This is a genomic window from Azospirillum argentinense (assembly GCF_000632475.1).
Classification (GTDB): Bacteria; Pseudomonadota; Alphaproteobacteria; order Azospirillales; family Azospirillaceae; genus Azospirillum; species Azospirillum baldaniorum.
On sequence record NZ_CP007794.1, the window covers coordinates 622,195 to 638,928 of the forward strand.

Sequence of the window (16,734 nt, forward strand, 5' to 3'; positions counted from 1 at the left end):
GCCCCACCGGGAGGTGGTGTCCGGGCGGGGCGGTTGCGTTTGTCACTTCGCCATGAAGGCCGATATCGCATCCCCCGCCTTGGCAATGTTGGCAATGCCGTCGAGATGGCCGAGGCTGGTGGTGATCGCGTCGGTGTAGGTGACCGCGACGCCCTGCTTTTCGAGCCGCTCCTTCAGAGGGCGCATGGCGCGTTCCGGCGGGAAGACGAGATCGTCGGCGGAAGGGATCAGCAGGACCGGCGCTTTGATCTTCGCCAGCCCTTCGTCCAGCGATCCGCCGCCGCCCACCAGGAAGGTCTGGTTGGCCTTAATCAGATACAGGAAGTGGTTGGCGTCGCTGACCGCGGCGCGGGCGGCGGCGGCCTTGTCCAGCCACGCTTCGATGGCGTACTGGTTGTTCATGCTGGCGGCGGGGTCCTTGCCGTCCTCCGCCCAACCGCGGCCGAAGGTGGCGTCGGCCCATTTCCAGTGGCGGGCGTGCAGGGTCACCAGCTTCAACGCCTCGGTCAGCCCGGCCTTGGGCTCCGCATTGCCGTAATAATCGCCGCCCTGCCAGTTCGGATCGACGCGGATCGGGGCCGCCCACAGATTCAGCCAGCCGATCAGAAAGGGATCGGCCTCGGCCCCGCCGATGACCGCGACCACACGCTTGACCATCTCCGGGTGGGCAGCGCCCCATTCCAGCGCCTGGAGCGATCCCATGGACCCGCCCATCACCGCATGCAGAGACTTTACATTAAGACTGTCCAGCAGCGCCTTCTGAACATTGACGAAATCGCGGATGGTGACGACCGGAAAGCTCATGCCGTAGGGTTTGCCGGTGTCCGGGTTGACGCTGGCCGGGCCGGTGGTGGTGACGGTCGGGTCCTTCGGCGACAGGTTCACCAGCGTGTCGGAGCTGACGATGAAGTATTTGTCGGTGTCCAGCGGCTTGCCCGGTCCGATGATGGAGTCCCAATAGCCGGGGGCCGGGTCCTCCATCTTGTACTTGCTGGCGGCGTGGCTGTTGCCGCTGAAGAAATGGGTGACGAGGATGACGTTGTCCCTGGCGTCGTTCAGCTTGCCATAGCTTTCCCAACCGATCCGGACGTTCTTGATCGTGCCGCCGCCCACCGTGGTGTAGGACGGCATCTCGAACACCTTCTTCTCCACGAGGCCCTCGAAGGCCAGGGCTGGCGCCGCGCAGAGGAGCCCGGCGGCCAGGGCCAGGCCGCCGAGCCGTTTCGCCAGAGAACGCATGTCGTCCCTCCCGTTTCTCAGGTCCCTATCGATGCGGGGAGGGAGTGTAAGGGGGTGCGACCGCCCGTCCAGGCGGGCAATCGGCCTAGACGATTGGGAGAGTTCAGCCCAGCCGGACGGCGGTTCCGTTGATGGAGACCATCAGCATGCCGTTCTCCTTGCCCAGCACCTCGTAATCGATGTCCACGCCGACGACGGCGTCGGCGCCCAGCGCCCGCGCGGCGTCCTGCAAATCGGCGAAAGCGGCCTCGCGGGCATCGCGCAGCGCGTTCTGGTAGCCGCCGGCCCGACCGCCGACGATGTCGCGGATGCCGGAGAACAGGTCGCGGAACATGTTCACGCCCAGGATCGCCTCGCCCGCGACCATGCCGAGATATTGGGTGACGGGACGGCCTTCGACGGTGTCGGTGCTGGTGACGATCATCGCTTCCTCCGGATGTGGTTTCGCGCCCTCCAGATGGCGGCGCGCGCGGCACGGCGCAATGGGTGGGGAAAGGGCGCAGCCGGAGGGGAGGGGAGTCCAACGCGATACTGCGAAATCGCAGCGCATCCTCGGCGAAATTGCGACATAAGCGAAGAAACCTTGCGCGTTCCTTCAACGTTCTCTCTTATAAGGCGCTCTTTCGGCTGGGAGGACGGCGGTATGGACGACACGCGGCGGGCGATCCTGCGCTGGATGACCGGCGTGATGGAAGCCCAAGGCTGGAGCGCCGGGGCCTGGGCGCGGCTGGCCGAGGTCACGCCGACCAACATCACCCGTTTCCTGCGCGATCCGGCGCGGGGCAGCGTTCCCAGCGCGGAAACCCTGGGCCGCTTGGCCCGCGTCGCCGGGTCCGAGCCGCGCTTCCTCGACGAAACCGCCTATCCGGCCGTGGCACGGGTGCCGCTGCTGTCGGTCGAGCAGGTACGGGACTTTCTGGAGTTGGGGCGGAGGGCCGGGGAAGCCTTCATTGCCGCGGCCTTGACGGGCGGAGCGCGGGGCATCGCCGTGGACCGTCCGGCCTCGCGCCGTGCCTTTGCGCTGACCATCGCCTCCTCAAGCCTGAACGCCGCCGGCGTTCTGCCGGACGACTGCGTGGTGCTGGAACCGTTGGACGTGCTGGCCCCGCAGGCCGGTGACGTCGTGGTGACGGTGGGCGACGGAACGGTGTGCGGATACCGCTTCTTCCCACCCCATCTGCTGCCGGTCAGCACCGACCCCGGCTGCCGCCCGACGCCCATTGAGCGCGCCAACGTCGCGGGGGTCGCGGTTCACATCACACGCTGCCTGCGCGCCTGATCGCGCGTATTTGGCGGGAATCTGGAAGAAAAGCCGCCGATTCCGGCGGTGAAATTCTTTTCCACAAACCCCTTTGAGACCACGAATCCATACCCATCTGTGCCGAGTCGCCCGACTCGGTCACAGCGGGACCGCGGCTGCGCTGCATTCTACTTAGTTTTTTGAAAAGGTTCGAAGATTCGATCCTACGGCCAAGCCGCAGGTTCTCTTTTTGTTCTTGAATCCTGCATGTTCGCAGCCCATATTCACGATACGGTTTATGGTTAACGGCGATGGCGCTGCGAAGACGCATCGACTCGAAGCCAGAGACGCGGAGAAACGGCTGGGGGCCGGCAGGGGAATGGCGATTACGGACGCGCAGCGTGCCGCGCGGGCAGGGCGTATCGGGTCTTCCGACGCCACCCGCATCATGGCGGGCGACTGGCTGAACCTGTGGCGCGAGAAGACGGGGCGGTCGACGCCGGCCGACTTGGACCTCGTCGCCGCGGTGCAGATCGGCATCGCGACCGAACATCTGCACCCCCGCTTCGTGGAGAAGGCCACCGGCCTTCCCTGCGTACCGGCGGAACGGACCTGGGTCCATCCGGAGCACGATTGGATGGTTGCCCACCCGGATTTCCTGACCTGGGAGGGTGACACGGACACCGGCGAGCCGGACACGCTGGTGGAAGCGAAATTCACCGGCGGCTTCCAGACGGACGCGGAGTTGGCCCAGCGCTACCACTGGCAGGTCCAGCACCAGCTGGTGGTCACCGGGCTGGACCGGGCGATGCTGTCCATCCTGCGCCCCACCGGCCACGCGCTCGTCCGCGTGCCGCGGCGGGAGGCGGATTGCGGGCGTCTGATGGAGACGCTGGACGCCTTCTGGTGGCACGTCGCCAACGACGTGGAGCCCGGCGATCCGTTGCCCGCGGAGGCGCCGGCCTATGAGACGCGCCGGGTGGTCGACATGGCCCGGCACAACCGCTTCGCCGCCCTGGCCGCGGAGCTGGTGGACCGCCGCGCCGCCGCGCTTGCCGTACGCGAGGCGGAGGCCGCCCTGAAGGCGCTGATGCCCGCCGATGCGCGCATCGCCTTTGTGGCCGGGGAAGAGCCGGGCCGTGGCCTTTACCTCGCCCGTGACCGCGAGGGACGCCTGTCGTTGCGCTACGGCGCGCCGCCGCGGCGGGCGATCGACACCGCCGAACCGTGGCGGCCCGCCACGGCCGATCCGTCCCCTGACCCGAGCCTGGACGCTGTGCTCAGCGGCGGCTGGGGTGAGGGGAGAGACGAACGCTACTGATCAAAAGGGGAACCCGACGACCATGGGACGCATGAGCAAGACCGACACCGTTGCCGAAACCGAGAAGACCGTCAGCACGGCCGCTCCGAAGGTCGCGGGTTCCCAGACCGCCACCGTAGAGCCCGCCACCCCGGACCCCATGCATTTGTGGAACCGGCTGAAGCGGACCGACCCGAAGGCGACGAAGCCCTTCACCCGCTCCGGCGGCTTCCGCGGCACGCAGATCGACCCGACCTGGCGCCTGATGATGATGACCGAGGTGTTCGGTCCGGTCGGCAAGGGCTGGGGCTATGAGCAGATGGATTGGACCATCGCCGAGCGCATGATCTTCATCTGCGCCCGCGTCTGGTACCTCGACCCGGAGACGGGCGAGAAGTGCTGGACCGGCCCGCAGTGGGGCGGCACGGAGATGGTCCGCCGCCGCAACGGCATCGAGGCGCCCGACGACGAGTGCTTCAAGATGTCGATGACCGACGCGGTGGGCAAATGCCTCGTCCAGCTCGGACTCGCCGCGGACGTCCATATGGGCCAGTTCGACGACAGCAAGTATCGGGAGGAGGCCGAGGCCTTCTACGCCGCCAAGTCCAACCCGGACCTGCAGCCGGCCGCCATCGCCGCCTTCGAGGAGGAGATCCGCAAGCGGCTCGGTGCCTGTCTGGACCTGGACGACCTGGAGGAGCTGTGGCGCACCGGCGTCGGCACCCGCCTGCGCGAGATCGGCACGGTGGACCGCACGGCCCAGCACCGCATCACCAGCCTGTTCGCCCAGAAGAAGGCGGAGATTCTGAAGCAAGACGAAGAGGGCGGCGATCTGGAGGCCGCCTGAGCCACGCCATTCCCGCGGCGTGGAGGGAGAAGCCCTGAATGACACCCGCAAGCACCACCACTGAACGTTCCCCAAGCGGCCTGTTCCGCATGAGCGCCTGGGAAGGCGAGATGGAGCGCAGCTACCCGCAGCTTCCGCGCTGGTACTGGAACGAGGCGGAACGCCGGAAGCAGTATGCCCGCTGGGTCGAGGCTGAGGCGGAATCGCTGGCCCTGCGGCTGGCCGGGCTGCTCCGCCCCGACACCCCGGCGGACTCCGCCGGCCCGGCCCGCCTGCTGGTCGAATCGCTGGCCCGCGACGCCGAATGGGCGCGCAGCCTGGAAGACCGGCTGCTCCGCAACGCCGCGTGATCGAAAGGCCGCCTGATGTTTAAGAAGGATGCACGCGCCATGACCATCGAAGAGGTCCAGTCCCGGCTGCGCGCGGCCCACGCCCGCATCGGGCATGAGGGACGCTTCGCCCTGACCCTCACCCTGAACGGGACCGAGGACGGCTACATCACCCACTGGTTCCGCCCCGACCCGCATGCCTTCGAGGACTGCCGGGCGGTCGGTTCCGGTTCGATCGCCGAGTGCCTCGCCGCGCTCGACCGCTATGTGGAGACCTATCGGCGCCAGCCGACGACCGAGGAGGTCGGACGGACGATCGGCCTCCCCGACATGCCCCCGCGCGCCCATCAGGGCACGAGCTTTCTGATGGCCGCGGAGTGAGCGGGCAGGGCGCCCGCGATCATTTTGTCGGCTGACGATCCCGTTCGTCATCCATAAACTGCGGCTTTCCCGAACAGCGGAGCCGCAGCCATGGATGGGTCCGTTCTTGCCCTTTTGAGCGTTCTCGGCGCCTTGGCCATCGGCGCCATCAGCCCCGGCCCCAGCTTCGTCCTGGTGGCACGCACCTCCATTGCCGTGTCGCGTGGCGCCGGTGTTGCCGCCGCCGTCGGCATGGGGGCCGGCGGCGTGGTCTTCGCCACCTTGGCCCTCCTCGGTCTGCACGCCCTGCTGATCCAGGTCGGGTGGCTCTATTTGATCCTGAAAGTCGCAGGCGGCCTTTACCTCGTCCATCTGGCGGTGCGGATCTGGCGGGGAGCGGCGGAACCTGTCCGCGTTCCGGATGGCGCCGCCAAGTCCCACGGCATTTTGCGCTCCTTTGGGATCGGGCTGGCGACGCAGATCAGCAACCCGAAGACCGCCATCGTCTACGCCAGCATCTTCGCGGCCCTTCTGCCGGCCTCGCCGCCGGCCTGGGTTCTGCTGGCCCTGCCGCCCGCCGTGTTCCTGGTCGAGACGGGCTGGTACGCCATCGTCGCCGTGGCATTCTCCGCCGGCCGCCCCCGCGCCGCCTATCTGCGCTCCAAGGCGTGGATCGACCGGCTAGCGGCCTCGGTCATCGGCGCGCTGGGCATACGGTTGGTGATGGACGCGGCGAAGCCGTCCTGACGCTCGCCGTCGCTCAGGCGGTGCCCAGCTCCAGCCGGTTCTTGCCCAGGCGCTTGGCGCGGTACATGGCCTGATCTGCACAGCGCAGCAGAACACCGGCGTCGGCGCCGTCCGACGGGTAGAAGGCCATGCCCACGCTGGCCGACACCGACAGGTCAAGGCCGGGCAGGGGCCGGTCGATGGAGTCGATGACCTTTTCCGCCACGGCCCGGGCGTTCTCGACGGAGATGTCCCCCTCCAGCAGGACGGCGAATTCGTCGCCGCCGATGCGGGCGGTGGTGTCGCTGTTGCGCAGCGCGCTGGACAGGCGCTGGGCGGTGGTCACCAGCACCTCGTCGCCTTTCTGGTGGCCGTGGGTGTCGTTGACCTCCTTGAACCCGTCGAGGTCGAGGAAGAGCAGGGCGAAGCTCTTGTCCTCGCGCTTGGCGCGGGCGATGGCGTGCTCCAGCCGGTCCTCGAAGCGGATGCGGTTGCACAAGCCCGTCAGCGCGTCGTGCCCGGCCAGATAGCGCAGCCGCTCCTCCAGATGGTGCTGGGCGGTGGTGTTGCGGGCAATCCCCTCCACCCCGATGGGACGCCCGGCGGGATCGCGGCGGATGTAGGCGTTGGCGGAAATCCAGAAAGTGGTGCCGTCCTGCCGCCGCATCGGCATGCGGTGATCGCGGACCTCGCCGCCCGCTTCCTCCAGCGCCGCGAGGAATTTGGCGCGCCCATCCTCCTCCACGTAATGATCGGCGATGCGGGTGCCGATCACCGTCTCCGGAGTAAGACCGAACTCCCGCGCGAACTGGGGGGAGGCCATGCTGACCCGACCGTCGAGATCCGTGCGGAAAAAGGCGTCCGGCAGCTTCTCGATGACCGAGCGGAGATCGGCCTCCGACTGGGCCAGCCGCTCCAGCGTGGAGCGCAAGGCGTCCTCCGACCGGGTGCGGCGCTGGAACTCCTGGCGCATGAAACCCCATAGGACCAGGGCGGTGAACAGAACGAAGGCGGTGCCCTTGACGTTCTGGATCAGCACCACCTCGCCCAGACCGGCAGCGTCCAAAAGGCGGTCGGACCCCACCACCCACGCGGTGGCGAGGACCGCGTACAGTCCGACGATTCGGGTTGCCGAAGAGAACATGGGCGCCTATGCGGTTGGCGTCGGTGCACACTAGCCTTTGGCGCACGAACCGTCCATGGGGAGAGTACCGGAGTGTGTCCGGCACCCGCCCCACGCTTGCTGAGCCTTACCGCTTCTTGCCGGCCTGCGCCCGCGCGAAAGCTTCGGCGAAGGCGTTGTTGACGGGCTCCGGCGCCTTTGCCGGTTTGGGAGCCGGCTTCGGAGCGGAGCCGCCCTTGCCGGGCGGCGGGCCGCGGCGGTCGTCCCGGCGCTTGTCGTCGCCACGCTGGCCTTCCGCACGGCCTTGGCCACGCTCGGGGCGCGGGGCGGCGTCGGTCAGGCGCATGGTCAGGCCGATGCGCTTGCGCGGGATATCGACCTCCATCACCTTGACCTTCACGATGTCGCCGGCCTTCACGACGGTGTGCGGGTCCTTCACGAAGCTGGTGGACAGCTGCGAGATGTGGACCAGCCCATCCTGGTGCACGCCGATGTCCACGAAGGCGCCGAAGGCGGTGACGTTGGTCACCACCCCTTCCAGAACCATGCCGGTCTGGAGGTCCTTCAGCTCCTCGACGCCCTCCTGGAAGGTGGCGGTCTTGAATTCCGGACGCGGGTCGCGGCCCGGCTTCTCAAGCTCCTTCAGGATGTCCTCGATGGTCGGCACGCCGAACCGCTCGTCGGTGAAGTCCTCGGCGTTCAGCCCGCGCAGGAAGCGGGCGTCGCCGATGACGCTGCCGAGGTCCTTGCCGGTCTTCTTCAGGATGCGCTCGACCAGCGGGTAGGCTTCGGGGTGGACGGCGGAGGTGTCCAGCGGGTTGTCGCCCTCGCGGATGCGCAGGAAGCCGGCGGCCTGCTCGAAGGTCTTCGGGCCAAGGCGCGCCACGTCCAGCAGCTGCTTGCGCGAGCGGAAGGCGCCGTTGCGGTCGCGGTGCTCCACGATGTTGCGGGCGATCGTCTCGTTCAGGCCGGACACGCGGGTCAGCAGCGGAACGGACGCCGTGTTCAGGTCGACGCCGACCGCGTTCACGCAGTCCTCAACCACCGCGTCGAGCGAGCGGGCGAGCTTGCCACCCGACACGTCGTGCTGGTACTGGCCGACGCCGATGGACTTCGGCTCGATCTTCACCAGCTCGGCCAGCGGGTCCTGAAGGCGGCGGGCGATGGAGACGGCGCCGCGCAGGCTGACGTCCAGCTTCGGGAACTCCGCCGCCGCGGTCTCGGAGGCCGAATAGACCGACGCGCCGGCCTCGCTGACCACCAGTTTGGTGAGCTTCAGCTCGGGGTGGCGCTTGAACAGGTCGGCGACCAGCTTGTCCGTCTCGCGGCTCGCTGTGCCGTTGCCGATGGAGATCAGCTCCGCCTTGTGGCGCACCGCCAGGGCGGCGATGGCGGCGATGGAGCCGTCCCAGTCGTTCCTCGGCTGGTGCGGGTAGACGGTGGCGGTGTCGACCAGCTTGCCCGTGGCGTCGACCACGGCGACCTTCACGCCGGTGCGGATGCCGGGGTCGAGGCCGATGGTCGTGCGCGGGCCGGCCGGGGCGGCCAGCAGCAGGTCATGCAGGTTGCGGGCGAAGACGCGGATGGCCTCGTCCTCGGCGCGTTCCCGCAGGTCGCCCATCAGGTCGGTCTCGACATGCGGGCCGATCTTCAGCTTCCAGGTCCAGCGCACCACGTCGGACAGCCACTTGTCGGCCGGGCGGCCCTGGTCGCGGATGCCGGTGTGGGCGGCGATGGTGCGCTCCGCCGGGTGGGGCTGTCCCTCCTCGACCGGCAGGTCCAGGCGGATGTCCAGCACGCCCTGGGTCCGGCCGCGGAACAGCGCCAGCGCGCGGTGCGAGGGCACCTTCGCCCAGGGTTCGTCGAACTCGAAGTAATCGGAGAACTTGGCGCCCTCGGCCCGCTTCTCCTCGATCACCTTGGAGGTGACCACGCCCTTGTCGGCCATGGTGGCGCGCAGCCGGCCGACCAGCTCGGCGTCCTCGCCGAAGCGCTCCACCAGGATGTGGCGGGCGCCGTCGAGCGCCGCCTTGACGTCGGCCACACCCTTGTCGGCGCTGACGAAGCCGGCGGCCTCGGCGTCCGGCTGGAGCGAGGGATCGGCGAGAAGCCGGTCGGCCAGCGGCTCCAGTCCCGCCTCGCGGGCGATCTGCGCCTTGGTGCGGCGCTTCGGCTTGTAGGGCAGGTAGAGGTCTTCCAGGCGTGTCTTGGTATCGGCCTGACGGATCTGCAGCTCCAGCTCCGGCGTCAGCTTGTCCTGCTCGCGGACGGAGGACAGGATCGCCGCGCGCCGGTCTTCAAGCTCGCGCAGGTAGGACAGCCGTTCCTCCAGCGTGCGCAACTGCGTGTCGTCGAGCCCGCCCGTGGCCTCCTTGCGGTAACGGGCGATGAAGGGGACGGTCGATCCTTCGTCGAGCAGCTTGACGGCCGAGGCGACCTGGGATTCACGGACCGAAAGCTCGTCGGCGATGCGTTGGCTGATGGACGTGGACGGCATGGAGGACCGGTGACTGGTGAAAGGGAAGGGTGCCTCCTATAGCGCGAAGGGGGCCTTCCCGGCCAGTGCCGATCTGGGAGAGGCCGGGGAGACCGGTCCGGAGTGGGCGCGCGAATCCGGAGCCCGATTCTTGCGAAAAAGTATAGTTAAAGAAAAACCTCGCACGATTCACGCGTCGTTAACCTTAACGGGCGCATATCTTCCCCTGCAACTTGGTTGCGTTTCCTCCCGAACAGACTCCGGCGGCTCCCGAATTGGGGAGCCGCCTTTTTTCTGTGCGCGTGTCGCCCAAAGCACGCGCATTCGCAAGATGAACGCGACAGAGTTTTTCCCCTTGCGTTCATTGGGAGAAACATCCTTACTGATTGTGGGTCTAATCCAAACGGATTCGCTGCCTTGGGACTGGTCGTTTCGGCAATCGCCTTCCTGTTCGCAGTGGCCGTCCTCGGCGCCGCGGCGAAGCGGCTGCCGCAGGCGTCCACGGTGGTCTATGGCGGAACGGCGGCGGCCTGCGCGCTGATCGCGCTGTGGGCGGCGCTCCGGCTGGCCGGGGGCGGGCCGGACGCGGCGCTGGTGCTGCCGGTCGGGCTGCCCTGGATCCAGGCCCATCTGCGCGCCGACGCGCTGTCCGCCGTCTTCCTGATCGTCGTCAATCTGGGCGGCATCACCGCCAGCCTGTTCGGCTGGGGGTACGAACGGGCGCATCACGATTCTCACAGCGGTTCTCAGGGCGGCTCCCAGGATGGCCCTGTCCTGCCGCTCTACCCGCTGTTCCTGGCGGGCATGAACATGGTGCTGATCGCCGCCGACGCCTTCACCTTCCTGTTGTCCTGGGAGTTCATGTCGCTGGCCTCCTGGCTGCTCGTGCTGTCCACCCATCGGGACCCGGAAACGCCGAAGGCCGCGCGCCTCTACATCATCATGGCGAGCTTCGGAACAGCCTGCCTGCTGCTGGCCTTCGGGGTGCTGGCGACGGCGCACGGCGACTACAGCTTCGCCGCCATCCGCGCCCACGCGCCGGCGGCGGGGGCCGCGGCGCTGGTCGTGGTGCTGATCCTGCTGGGGGCGGGGTCGAAGGCCGGGTTGGTGCCGCTGCATGTCTGGCTGCCGCTGGCCCATCCGGCCGCCCCCAGCCATGTGTCGGCCCTGATGTCGGGCGTCATGACCAAGGTCGCCGTCTACGCGATGATCCGCGTGCTGTTCGACCTGCTGGGCGAGCCGGAGTGGTGGTGGGGCGGCGTGACCATGGGCTTCGGCGCGCTGACCGCCGTGATGGGCGTGCTCTACGCGCTGATGCAGGACGACGTGAAGCGGTTGCTCGCCTATTCGACGGTGGAGAACATCGGGGCCATCGTCATCGCGCTGGGGCTCGCGCTGGTCTTCAAGGCCGCCCACACGCCGGTGATCGCCGCGCTCGCCCTGGCGGCGGCGCTGCTGCATGTGGTCAACCATTCGCTGTTCAAGAGCCTGCTGTTCTACGCGGCGGGCGCCATGCTGACCGCCACCGGATCGCGCGATCTGAACCGGCTGGGCGGGCTGATCCACCGGATGCCGACCACCGCCGTCCTCGCCCTGATCGGCGCCGCGGCGATCTCGGCCCTGCCGCCGCTGAACGGCTTCGTCGGGGAGTGGCTGCTGTTCCAGGCCATCCTGAACGCCCCGGCCCTGTCGGAATGGTCGCTGAAGATCGAGATCGCCGTGGTCGGCGCCGCCCTGGCGCTCGCCACCGCGCTTGCCGGCGCCTGCTTCGTGCGGCTCTACGGCATCGCCTTCCTCGGGCGGCCGCGGTCGCGCGCCGCGGGGGAGGCGGTGGAGGTCGGGCGGGCGATGCGGCTGGGCATGGCGGTGCCGGCGGTGCTCTGCGTCGTTCTCGGCGTCCTGCCGACCCCGCTGATCCGCCTGTTCGAGCCGGCGCTGCGCCTGCTGGTCGAGGCCGGGCCGTTCGACGGGCGTGCCTACCAGCCGTGGTTCTGGCTGGCCCCGACCTCGGCCATCGGCAACTCCTACAACGGCCTGATCATGCTGGTGGTGATCGGGCTGCTGTCGGTCGTGCTGGTTCTGGGCATCCACCGCAAGGCGAGCGACCGCGTGCGCTGGTCGATCCCCTGGGGCTGCGGCTTCGACGGGCCGGACCCGGCGGCGGTCACCCAGTACACGGCCTCCAGCTTCGGCCAGCCGATCCGCCGCGCCTTTGGCAGCACGGTGTTCCGCGCCCGCGACCATGTGGACATGCCGTCACCGGGCGACACGCGCCCCGCCCGACTGTCGGTGACCTGGACCGACCCGGCCTGGGTCGTGGTCGTGGAGCCGCTGGCCCGCGCGGTGGGCTGGCTGGCCGAGAAGGCCAACCGCCTGCAGTTCCTGACCATCCGCCGCTACCTGACCCTGATGTTCCTGGCGCTGGTCGTGCTGCTGGTGATGGTGGCGGTGACTCAACGATGACGCCGCTGCTCGCCACCCTCTACCAGATCCTGCAGATGCTTCTGGTGCTGGCCTTGGCGCCGCTGCTGACCGGCTGGGTGCGGCTGGTCAAGGCGCGGCTGGTCGGGCGTCGGGGGCCCTCCATGCTCCAGCCCTACCGCGACCTGCTGCGGCTGCTGCGCAAGGAGGTGGTTCTGGCCCGCAACGCCTCCTGGCTGTTCCGCGCCGTGCCCTACATGATGTTCACGGCGATCTGGCTGGCCGCCGGGCTGGTGCCGGTCTTCACCACGCAGTTGGCGCTCGCCCCAACCGCGGACCTGATCGCGCTGATCGCCCTTCTGGGCTCGGCGCGCTTCTTCCTGGCGCTTGCCGGAATGGACACGGGGACGAGCTTCGGCGGAATCGGCTCGTCGCGCGAGATGATGATCGCGGCGCTCGCCGAACCGGCGATGCTGATGATCGTCTTCTCGGTGGCGATCCTGGTCCGCAGCACCTCGCTCGCCGAGATCGCCGATTTCATGTTGTCCGGCGCGGTCGGGCTGCGCATCTCCCTGGCCCTGGCGCTGATCGCGCTGGTCATGGTGGCGATCGCCGAGAACGCGCGCATCCCCATCGACAACCCGGCCACGCACTTGGAACTGACCATGGTGCACGAGGCCATGGTGCTGGAATATTCCGGCCGCCACCTCGCCCTGGTCGAGGCGGCGAGCATGCTCAAGATGCTGCTCTACATGGCGCTGATCGCCTGCGTCTTCGCGCCCTGGGGCATGGCGACCGCCGGGTCCGGCGTGGCGGCGGCGCTGGGCGGCATGGTCGTCTTCGTGGCGAAGCTGGCCATGGGCGGAACCCTGCTGGCGCTGTTCGAGACCTCCATCGCCAAGATGCGCGTCTTCCGGGTCGGCGAGTTCCTGGGCGGCGCCCTGCTGCTGAGTCTGCTCGGCGCGATCTTCCTCTACGTGTCGCGGGGGGTGTGAGGTGAGCGACCTGGGTTATGACGTCGCGCACATGCTGGGAGCCGTCGTCCTGCTGATGAGCTTCGCTCTGCTCTACCAGCGGCGGCTGTTCTCCCTGCTCAACGTCTTCACCATGCAGGCGCTCGCCCTGACCGCCACGGCGGCGTGGCAGGCCTATTCCCACGGGGAGCCGCACCTCTACATCACCGCGCTGCTGACGCTGGTCCTCAAGGCCATCCTGATCCCGGTGGCGCTGCACCGCATCGTCGTGAAGATGAAGATCCACCGCACCATAGAACCGGCGCTGGGCATCGGGCTGACCATGGTGGCGGGCGTGTCGCTGGTCACCCTGTCGATCCTGCTGGTGCTGCCGGTGACCGCCGACGCCACCGCCCTGACCCGCGAGAATCTGGCGCTGTCGCTGTCGGTCGTCCTGCTCGGCCTGCTGATGATGATCTCCCGGCGCAACGCGGTCAGCCAGGTGGTCGGCTTCATGTCGATCGAGAACGGGCTGATCCTGGCGGCGGTCGGGGTGGCCGGCATGCCGCTGGTGGTCGAGATGTCGGTGGCCTTCTCCGTCATGGTCGCCTTCATCATCTTCGGCATCTTCCTGTTCCACATCCGCGAGCGGTTCGACACGCTCGACATGCAGAAGATCGAGAGCTTCCGGGGGGAGAGCGATTGAACGCCGTCGCCGTCATCGTCGCCACCCCGCTGATCGGCGCCGCCGTCCTCGCCCTGGTTCCCGGCCACCGGCTGGGGGCGCGGCTGAACATCGGCTTCTCCGCCGTCACGCTGCTGGCGTCGCTGGTCCTGTTCGGGCTGGAGCCGTCGAGCGGCGCGCTGTTCGTGGTGGACGCCTTCAACATCTACCTGATCGCGCTCACCGCCTTCGTCGGCCTGACCACCAGCGTCTTTTCCGCCGGCTACATCGCCCACGAGATCGCGGTGGGGAAGCTGGACGAGCGCAAGCTGCGCTTCTACCACGCCATGTACCAGGCCTTCATGTTCACCATGCTGCTGGCCCTGTCGGCCAACAACCTGGGCGTCATGTGGGTGGCGGTGGAGGGGGCGACGCTGACCACCGTCCTGATGGTCAGCCTCTACCGCACCGCCGCCAGCATCGAGGCGGCGTGGAAATACTTCATCCTGTGCGGCGTCGGGATCGCGCTCGCCCTGTTCGGCACCATCCTGATGTACATGGCCGCCCAGCCGGTGATGGGGCCGGGCATGGCGGCGATGACCTGGACGGAGTTGATGGATCATGTCGCCAAGATCAGCCCGGCGATCCTCAATCTCGCCTTCGTCTTCCTCCTGATCGGCTACGGCACCAAGGTCGGGCTGGCGCCGCTGCACGCCTGGCTGCCCGACGCCCACGCGGAGGGGCCGACGCCGATCTCCGCGGTGCTGTCCGGCCTGTTGCTGAACGTGGCGCTCTACGCCGTGCTGCGCTTCAAGATGCTTCTGGCGGCGAACGGGCAGGCCATCGCGCCGGGGCCGCTGATGATCGCCATGGGGCTGGCCTCGCTGCTGCTGGCCGGGCTGATGCTCTACCGGCGGCGCGACGTGAAGCGCTTCTTCGCCTACAGCTCCATTGAGCATATGGGCATCATCACCTTCGCCTTCGGCATGGGCGGGCCGCTCGCCAACTTCGCCGGGCTGCTGCACATGGCGATGCACAGCCTGACCAAGTCGGCCATCTTCTACGCGGTCGGCCACGCCGTTCAGGTGACGGGCACGCAGCGGATCGAGCGGATTTCCGGCCTGACAGTCAGCCATCCGGCGCTCGGCTGGGGCCTGCTGGCCGGGGTCGTTGCCATTGCCGGCCTGCCGCCCTTCGGCGTGTTCATGAGCGAATTCCTGCTGGTCACCAGCACCTTCGCACGGGAACCGCTGCTTGCCCTGCCGCTGGTCGTTGGCATCCTGGTCGCCTTCGGGGCGCTGGTGCTGCGGGTCCAGCAGCTGTGCTTCGGCGCGCCCGGCACGGTGGAGGGCAGCGGCGTTCCGGTGGCATCGGTGCCGCTGGAGGGAACGCTGATTCCGCTCTACGCGCATCTGGCGCTGGTTCTGGTGGCGGGGGTCTGGCTGCCGGGGCCGCTGGTCGCGTGGTTCCAGACCGTCGCGGCGCTGCTGGGGTAGGGGAGGCGGCATGTACGGGGAAGAACCGCTGTTCGGCCTGTTGAACCGCATCGGCACGCCGGTCGAGGGGCACCGGCCCTGGCCGCGCTACCGGCTGGGCCGCGACGGCTGGCTGCGCCTGATCGAGGGGCTGGCGGGCAACGGCTGGAGCCTGCTCGGCCTGTGGGGGGAACCGAAGGCGGTCCACGCCGCCTTCCGCGAGGATTTCTCCGGCGACATCGCGGTGGTCAGCCTCGACTGCCCGCAAGGCCGCTTCCCGAGCCTGAGCGCCGTGCGGCCCGCCGCCAACCGGCTGGAGCGCGCCGCCCACGACCTCTACGGCCTGGTGGCGGAGCGCACCACCGACCCGCGCCCCTGGCTGGACCACGATGCCTGGGGCGTGCGCCGTCCCCTGTCGGAGCAGCCGGCGGCCCCGGTGCCCAACCCCGGCCCGTACACCTTCCTGCCGGTGGAGGGCGACGGGCTGCACCAGATCCCGGTCGGCCCCGTCCATGCCGGCATCATCGAGCCCGGCCATTTCCGTTTCACCGCCAACGGCGAGACCGTCGTCCGGCTGGAGGAGCGGCTCGGTTACGTCCACCGTGGCGTGGAAGGGCTGATGCAGGGCAGGCCGGTGGCGGAGGCGGCGAGGCTGGCCGCCCGCATCTCCGGCGACGCGACGGTGGCGCACAGCCTCGCCTTCGCCCGCGCGGTGGAGGCGGCGCTCGGTGTCGAGGTCCCCGCGCGGGCGGTATGGCTGCGCGCCCTGATGGCCGAGCTGGAGCGGATCGCCAACCATCTGGGCGACATCGGGGCGATCTGCAACGACGCCGCCTTCGCCTTCATGCTGGCCCAGACCAGCCAGTTGCGGGAGCGCGTGCTGCGCACGGCGGACGCCTGCTTCTGGCACCGGCTGATGATGGACCGGGTGATCCCCGGCGGCGTCGCCACCGACCTGCCGGAGCGCGGCGCGGGCCTGCTGCTGGAGCTGGTGGCGGAACTGCGCAAACGCTTCCCGCCGCTGGTCGCCGTCTATGACGGCAAGGCGTCCTTGCAGGACCGCACGGTCACCACCGGGGTCGTGTCCGCGGAGCTGGTCACCCGCTTCGGCGCCGGCGGCCATGTCGGACGCGCCTCCGGCCGCGACCAGGACGCCCGCCGCAGCCCTGGCTACGCACCCTACGACGAGTTGAATTTCGAGGTGCCGGTGCTGACCGAGGGCGACGTCAACGCCCGCGTCTGGGTCCGCATCCGCGAGGTGGAGCAGTCCCTGTCGCTGATCGAGCAGATCGTCGCCCGCCTGCCGGCGATCTCGCGCGGCCTGGACCACCCGTCGGTCCCGCTGGAGGCCGGCCGGGGCGGGGAGGGCATGGCTTTGGTTGAATCCTTCCGCGGCGAGATTCTGACCTGGGTGCGGCTGGACGGGGAGGGCGCCGTCGCCCGCTGCCACCCGCGCGATCCGTCCTGGTTCCAGTGGCCGTTGCTGGAAGCGGCCATCGGCGGCAACATCGTCGCCGACTTCCCGCTGTGCAACAAATCGTTCAATTGTTCCTACGCGGGACACGACCTGTAAGGAGGCCG

15 protein-coding genes are annotated in these 16,734 nt (G+C 68.8%); 11 read left to right on the forward strand and 4 right to left on the reverse strand.

What is annotated here, in order from left to right:
• Window positions 1-42 precede the first annotated feature (42 nt).
• On the reverse strand, window positions 43-1,239 hold the full coding sequence (locus ABAZ39_RS16970; RefSeq protein WP_040134098.1) for an E22 family MetX-like putative esterase: 1,197 nt from the start codon (window positions 1,237-1,239) through the stop codon (window positions 43-45).
• A gap of 103 nt (window positions 1,240-1,342) precedes the next feature.
• Window positions 1,343-1,663, reverse strand: coding sequence for a heavy metal-binding domain-containing protein (locus tag ABAZ39_RS16975; RefSeq protein WP_040134099.1), 321 nt, complete (start codon window positions 1,661-1,663; stop codon window positions 1,343-1,345).
• A gap of 219 nt (window positions 1,664-1,882) precedes the next feature.
• Between ABAZ39_RS16975 and ABAZ39_RS16980 the strand changes: the two genes are divergently transcribed.
• The 6 genes from ABAZ39_RS16980 (at window position 1,883) to ABAZ39_RS17005 (ending at window position 6,062) form a co-directional block, all read left to right on the forward strand.
• Window positions 1,883-2,518, forward strand: a complete 636-nt coding sequence (locus ABAZ39_RS16980) for a hypothetical protein (protein WP_040134100.1) — start codon at window positions 1,883-1,885, stop codon at window positions 2,516-2,518.
• 340 nt (window positions 2,519-2,858) lie between these two features.
• Window positions 2,859-3,800, forward strand: a complete 942-nt coding sequence (locus tag ABAZ39_RS16985; protein ID WP_081863116.1) for a YqaJ viral recombinase family protein — start codon at window positions 2,859-2,861, stop codon at window positions 3,798-3,800.
• A 31-nt stretch (window positions 3,801-3,831) separates the two neighbouring features.
• On the forward strand, window positions 3,832-4,626 hold the full coding sequence (locus tag ABAZ39_RS16990) for a hypothetical protein (protein WP_247874643.1): 795 nt from the start codon (window positions 3,832-3,834) through the stop codon (window positions 4,624-4,626).
• A 38-nt stretch (window positions 4,627-4,664) separates the two neighbouring features.
• Entirely contained in the window at window positions 4,665-4,976 is a 312-nt protein-coding gene (locus ABAZ39_RS16995; protein ID WP_035676060.1) for a hypothetical protein, read from the forward strand.
• A gap of 39 nt (window positions 4,977-5,015) precedes the next feature.
• Complete coding sequence (locus ABAZ39_RS17000) at window positions 5,016-5,336, forward strand: hypothetical protein (protein ID WP_040135417.1); 321 nt, start codon at window positions 5,016-5,018, stop codon at window positions 5,334-5,336.
• Window positions 5,337-5,426: 90 nt separating this feature from the next.
• Window positions 5,427-6,062 (forward strand): LysE family translocator, encoded by a 636-nt coding sequence (locus ABAZ39_RS17005; protein WP_040134102.1) that lies wholly within the window; start codon window positions 5,427-5,429, stop codon window positions 6,060-6,062.
• A 13-nt stretch (window positions 6,063-6,075) separates the two neighbouring features.
• Here the strand turns inward: ABAZ39_RS17005 and ABAZ39_RS17010 are convergent, their stop codons facing one another.
• Window positions 6,076-7,185 (reverse strand): sensor domain-containing diguanylate cyclase, encoded by a 1,110-nt coding sequence (locus ABAZ39_RS17010; protein WP_051658204.1) that lies wholly within the window; start codon window positions 7,183-7,185, stop codon window positions 6,076-6,078.
• A 106-nt stretch (window positions 7,186-7,291) separates the two neighbouring features.
• Entirely contained in the window at window positions 7,292-9,661 is a 2,370-nt protein-coding gene (locus ABAZ39_RS17015; protein ID WP_040134103.1) for a Tex family protein, read from the reverse strand.
• Window positions 9,662-10,057: 396 nt separating this feature from the next.
• Here ABAZ39_RS17015 and hyfB point away from each other — a divergent pair, with 396 nt between their 5' ends.
• The 5 genes from hyfB to ABAZ39_RS17040 are packed head-to-tail and all read left to right on the forward strand — an operon-like array spanning window position 10,058 to window position 16,726.
• Window positions 10,058-12,103, forward strand: coding sequence for a hydrogenase 4 subunit B (hyfB, locus tag ABAZ39_RS17020; RefSeq protein ID WP_040134104.1), 2,046 nt, complete (start codon window positions 10,058-10,060; stop codon window positions 12,101-12,103).
• On the forward strand, window positions 12,100-13,056 hold the full coding sequence (locus tag ABAZ39_RS17025) for a respiratory chain complex I subunit 1 family protein (RefSeq protein WP_176025337.1): 957 nt from the start codon (window positions 12,100-12,102) through the stop codon (window positions 13,054-13,056). The genes hyfB and ABAZ39_RS17025 overlap by 4 nt, the downstream gene beginning before the upstream one ends.
• Window position 13,057: 1 nt before the next feature.
• Window positions 13,058-13,720, forward strand: coding sequence for a hydrogenase-4 component E (locus ABAZ39_RS17030; protein WP_014197065.1), 663 nt, complete (start codon window positions 13,058-13,060; stop codon window positions 13,718-13,720).
• Window positions 13,717-15,174: a hydrogenase 4 subunit F gene (locus tag ABAZ39_RS17035; RefSeq protein WP_040134105.1), complete on the forward strand. Its 1,458-nt coding sequence runs from the start codon at window positions 13,717-13,719 to the stop codon at window positions 15,172-15,174. The genes ABAZ39_RS17030 and ABAZ39_RS17035 overlap by 4 nt, the downstream gene beginning before the upstream one ends.
• Window positions 15,175-15,184: 10 nt before the next feature.
• Window positions 15,185-16,726 carry a hydrogenase large subunit gene (locus tag ABAZ39_RS17040; RefSeq protein WP_040134106.1) on the forward strand — a complete coding sequence of 514 codons (1,542 nt, stop codon included), beginning with the start codon at window positions 15,185-15,187 and terminating at the stop codon, window positions 16,724-16,726.
• Window positions 16,727-16,734 lie beyond the last annotated feature (8 nt).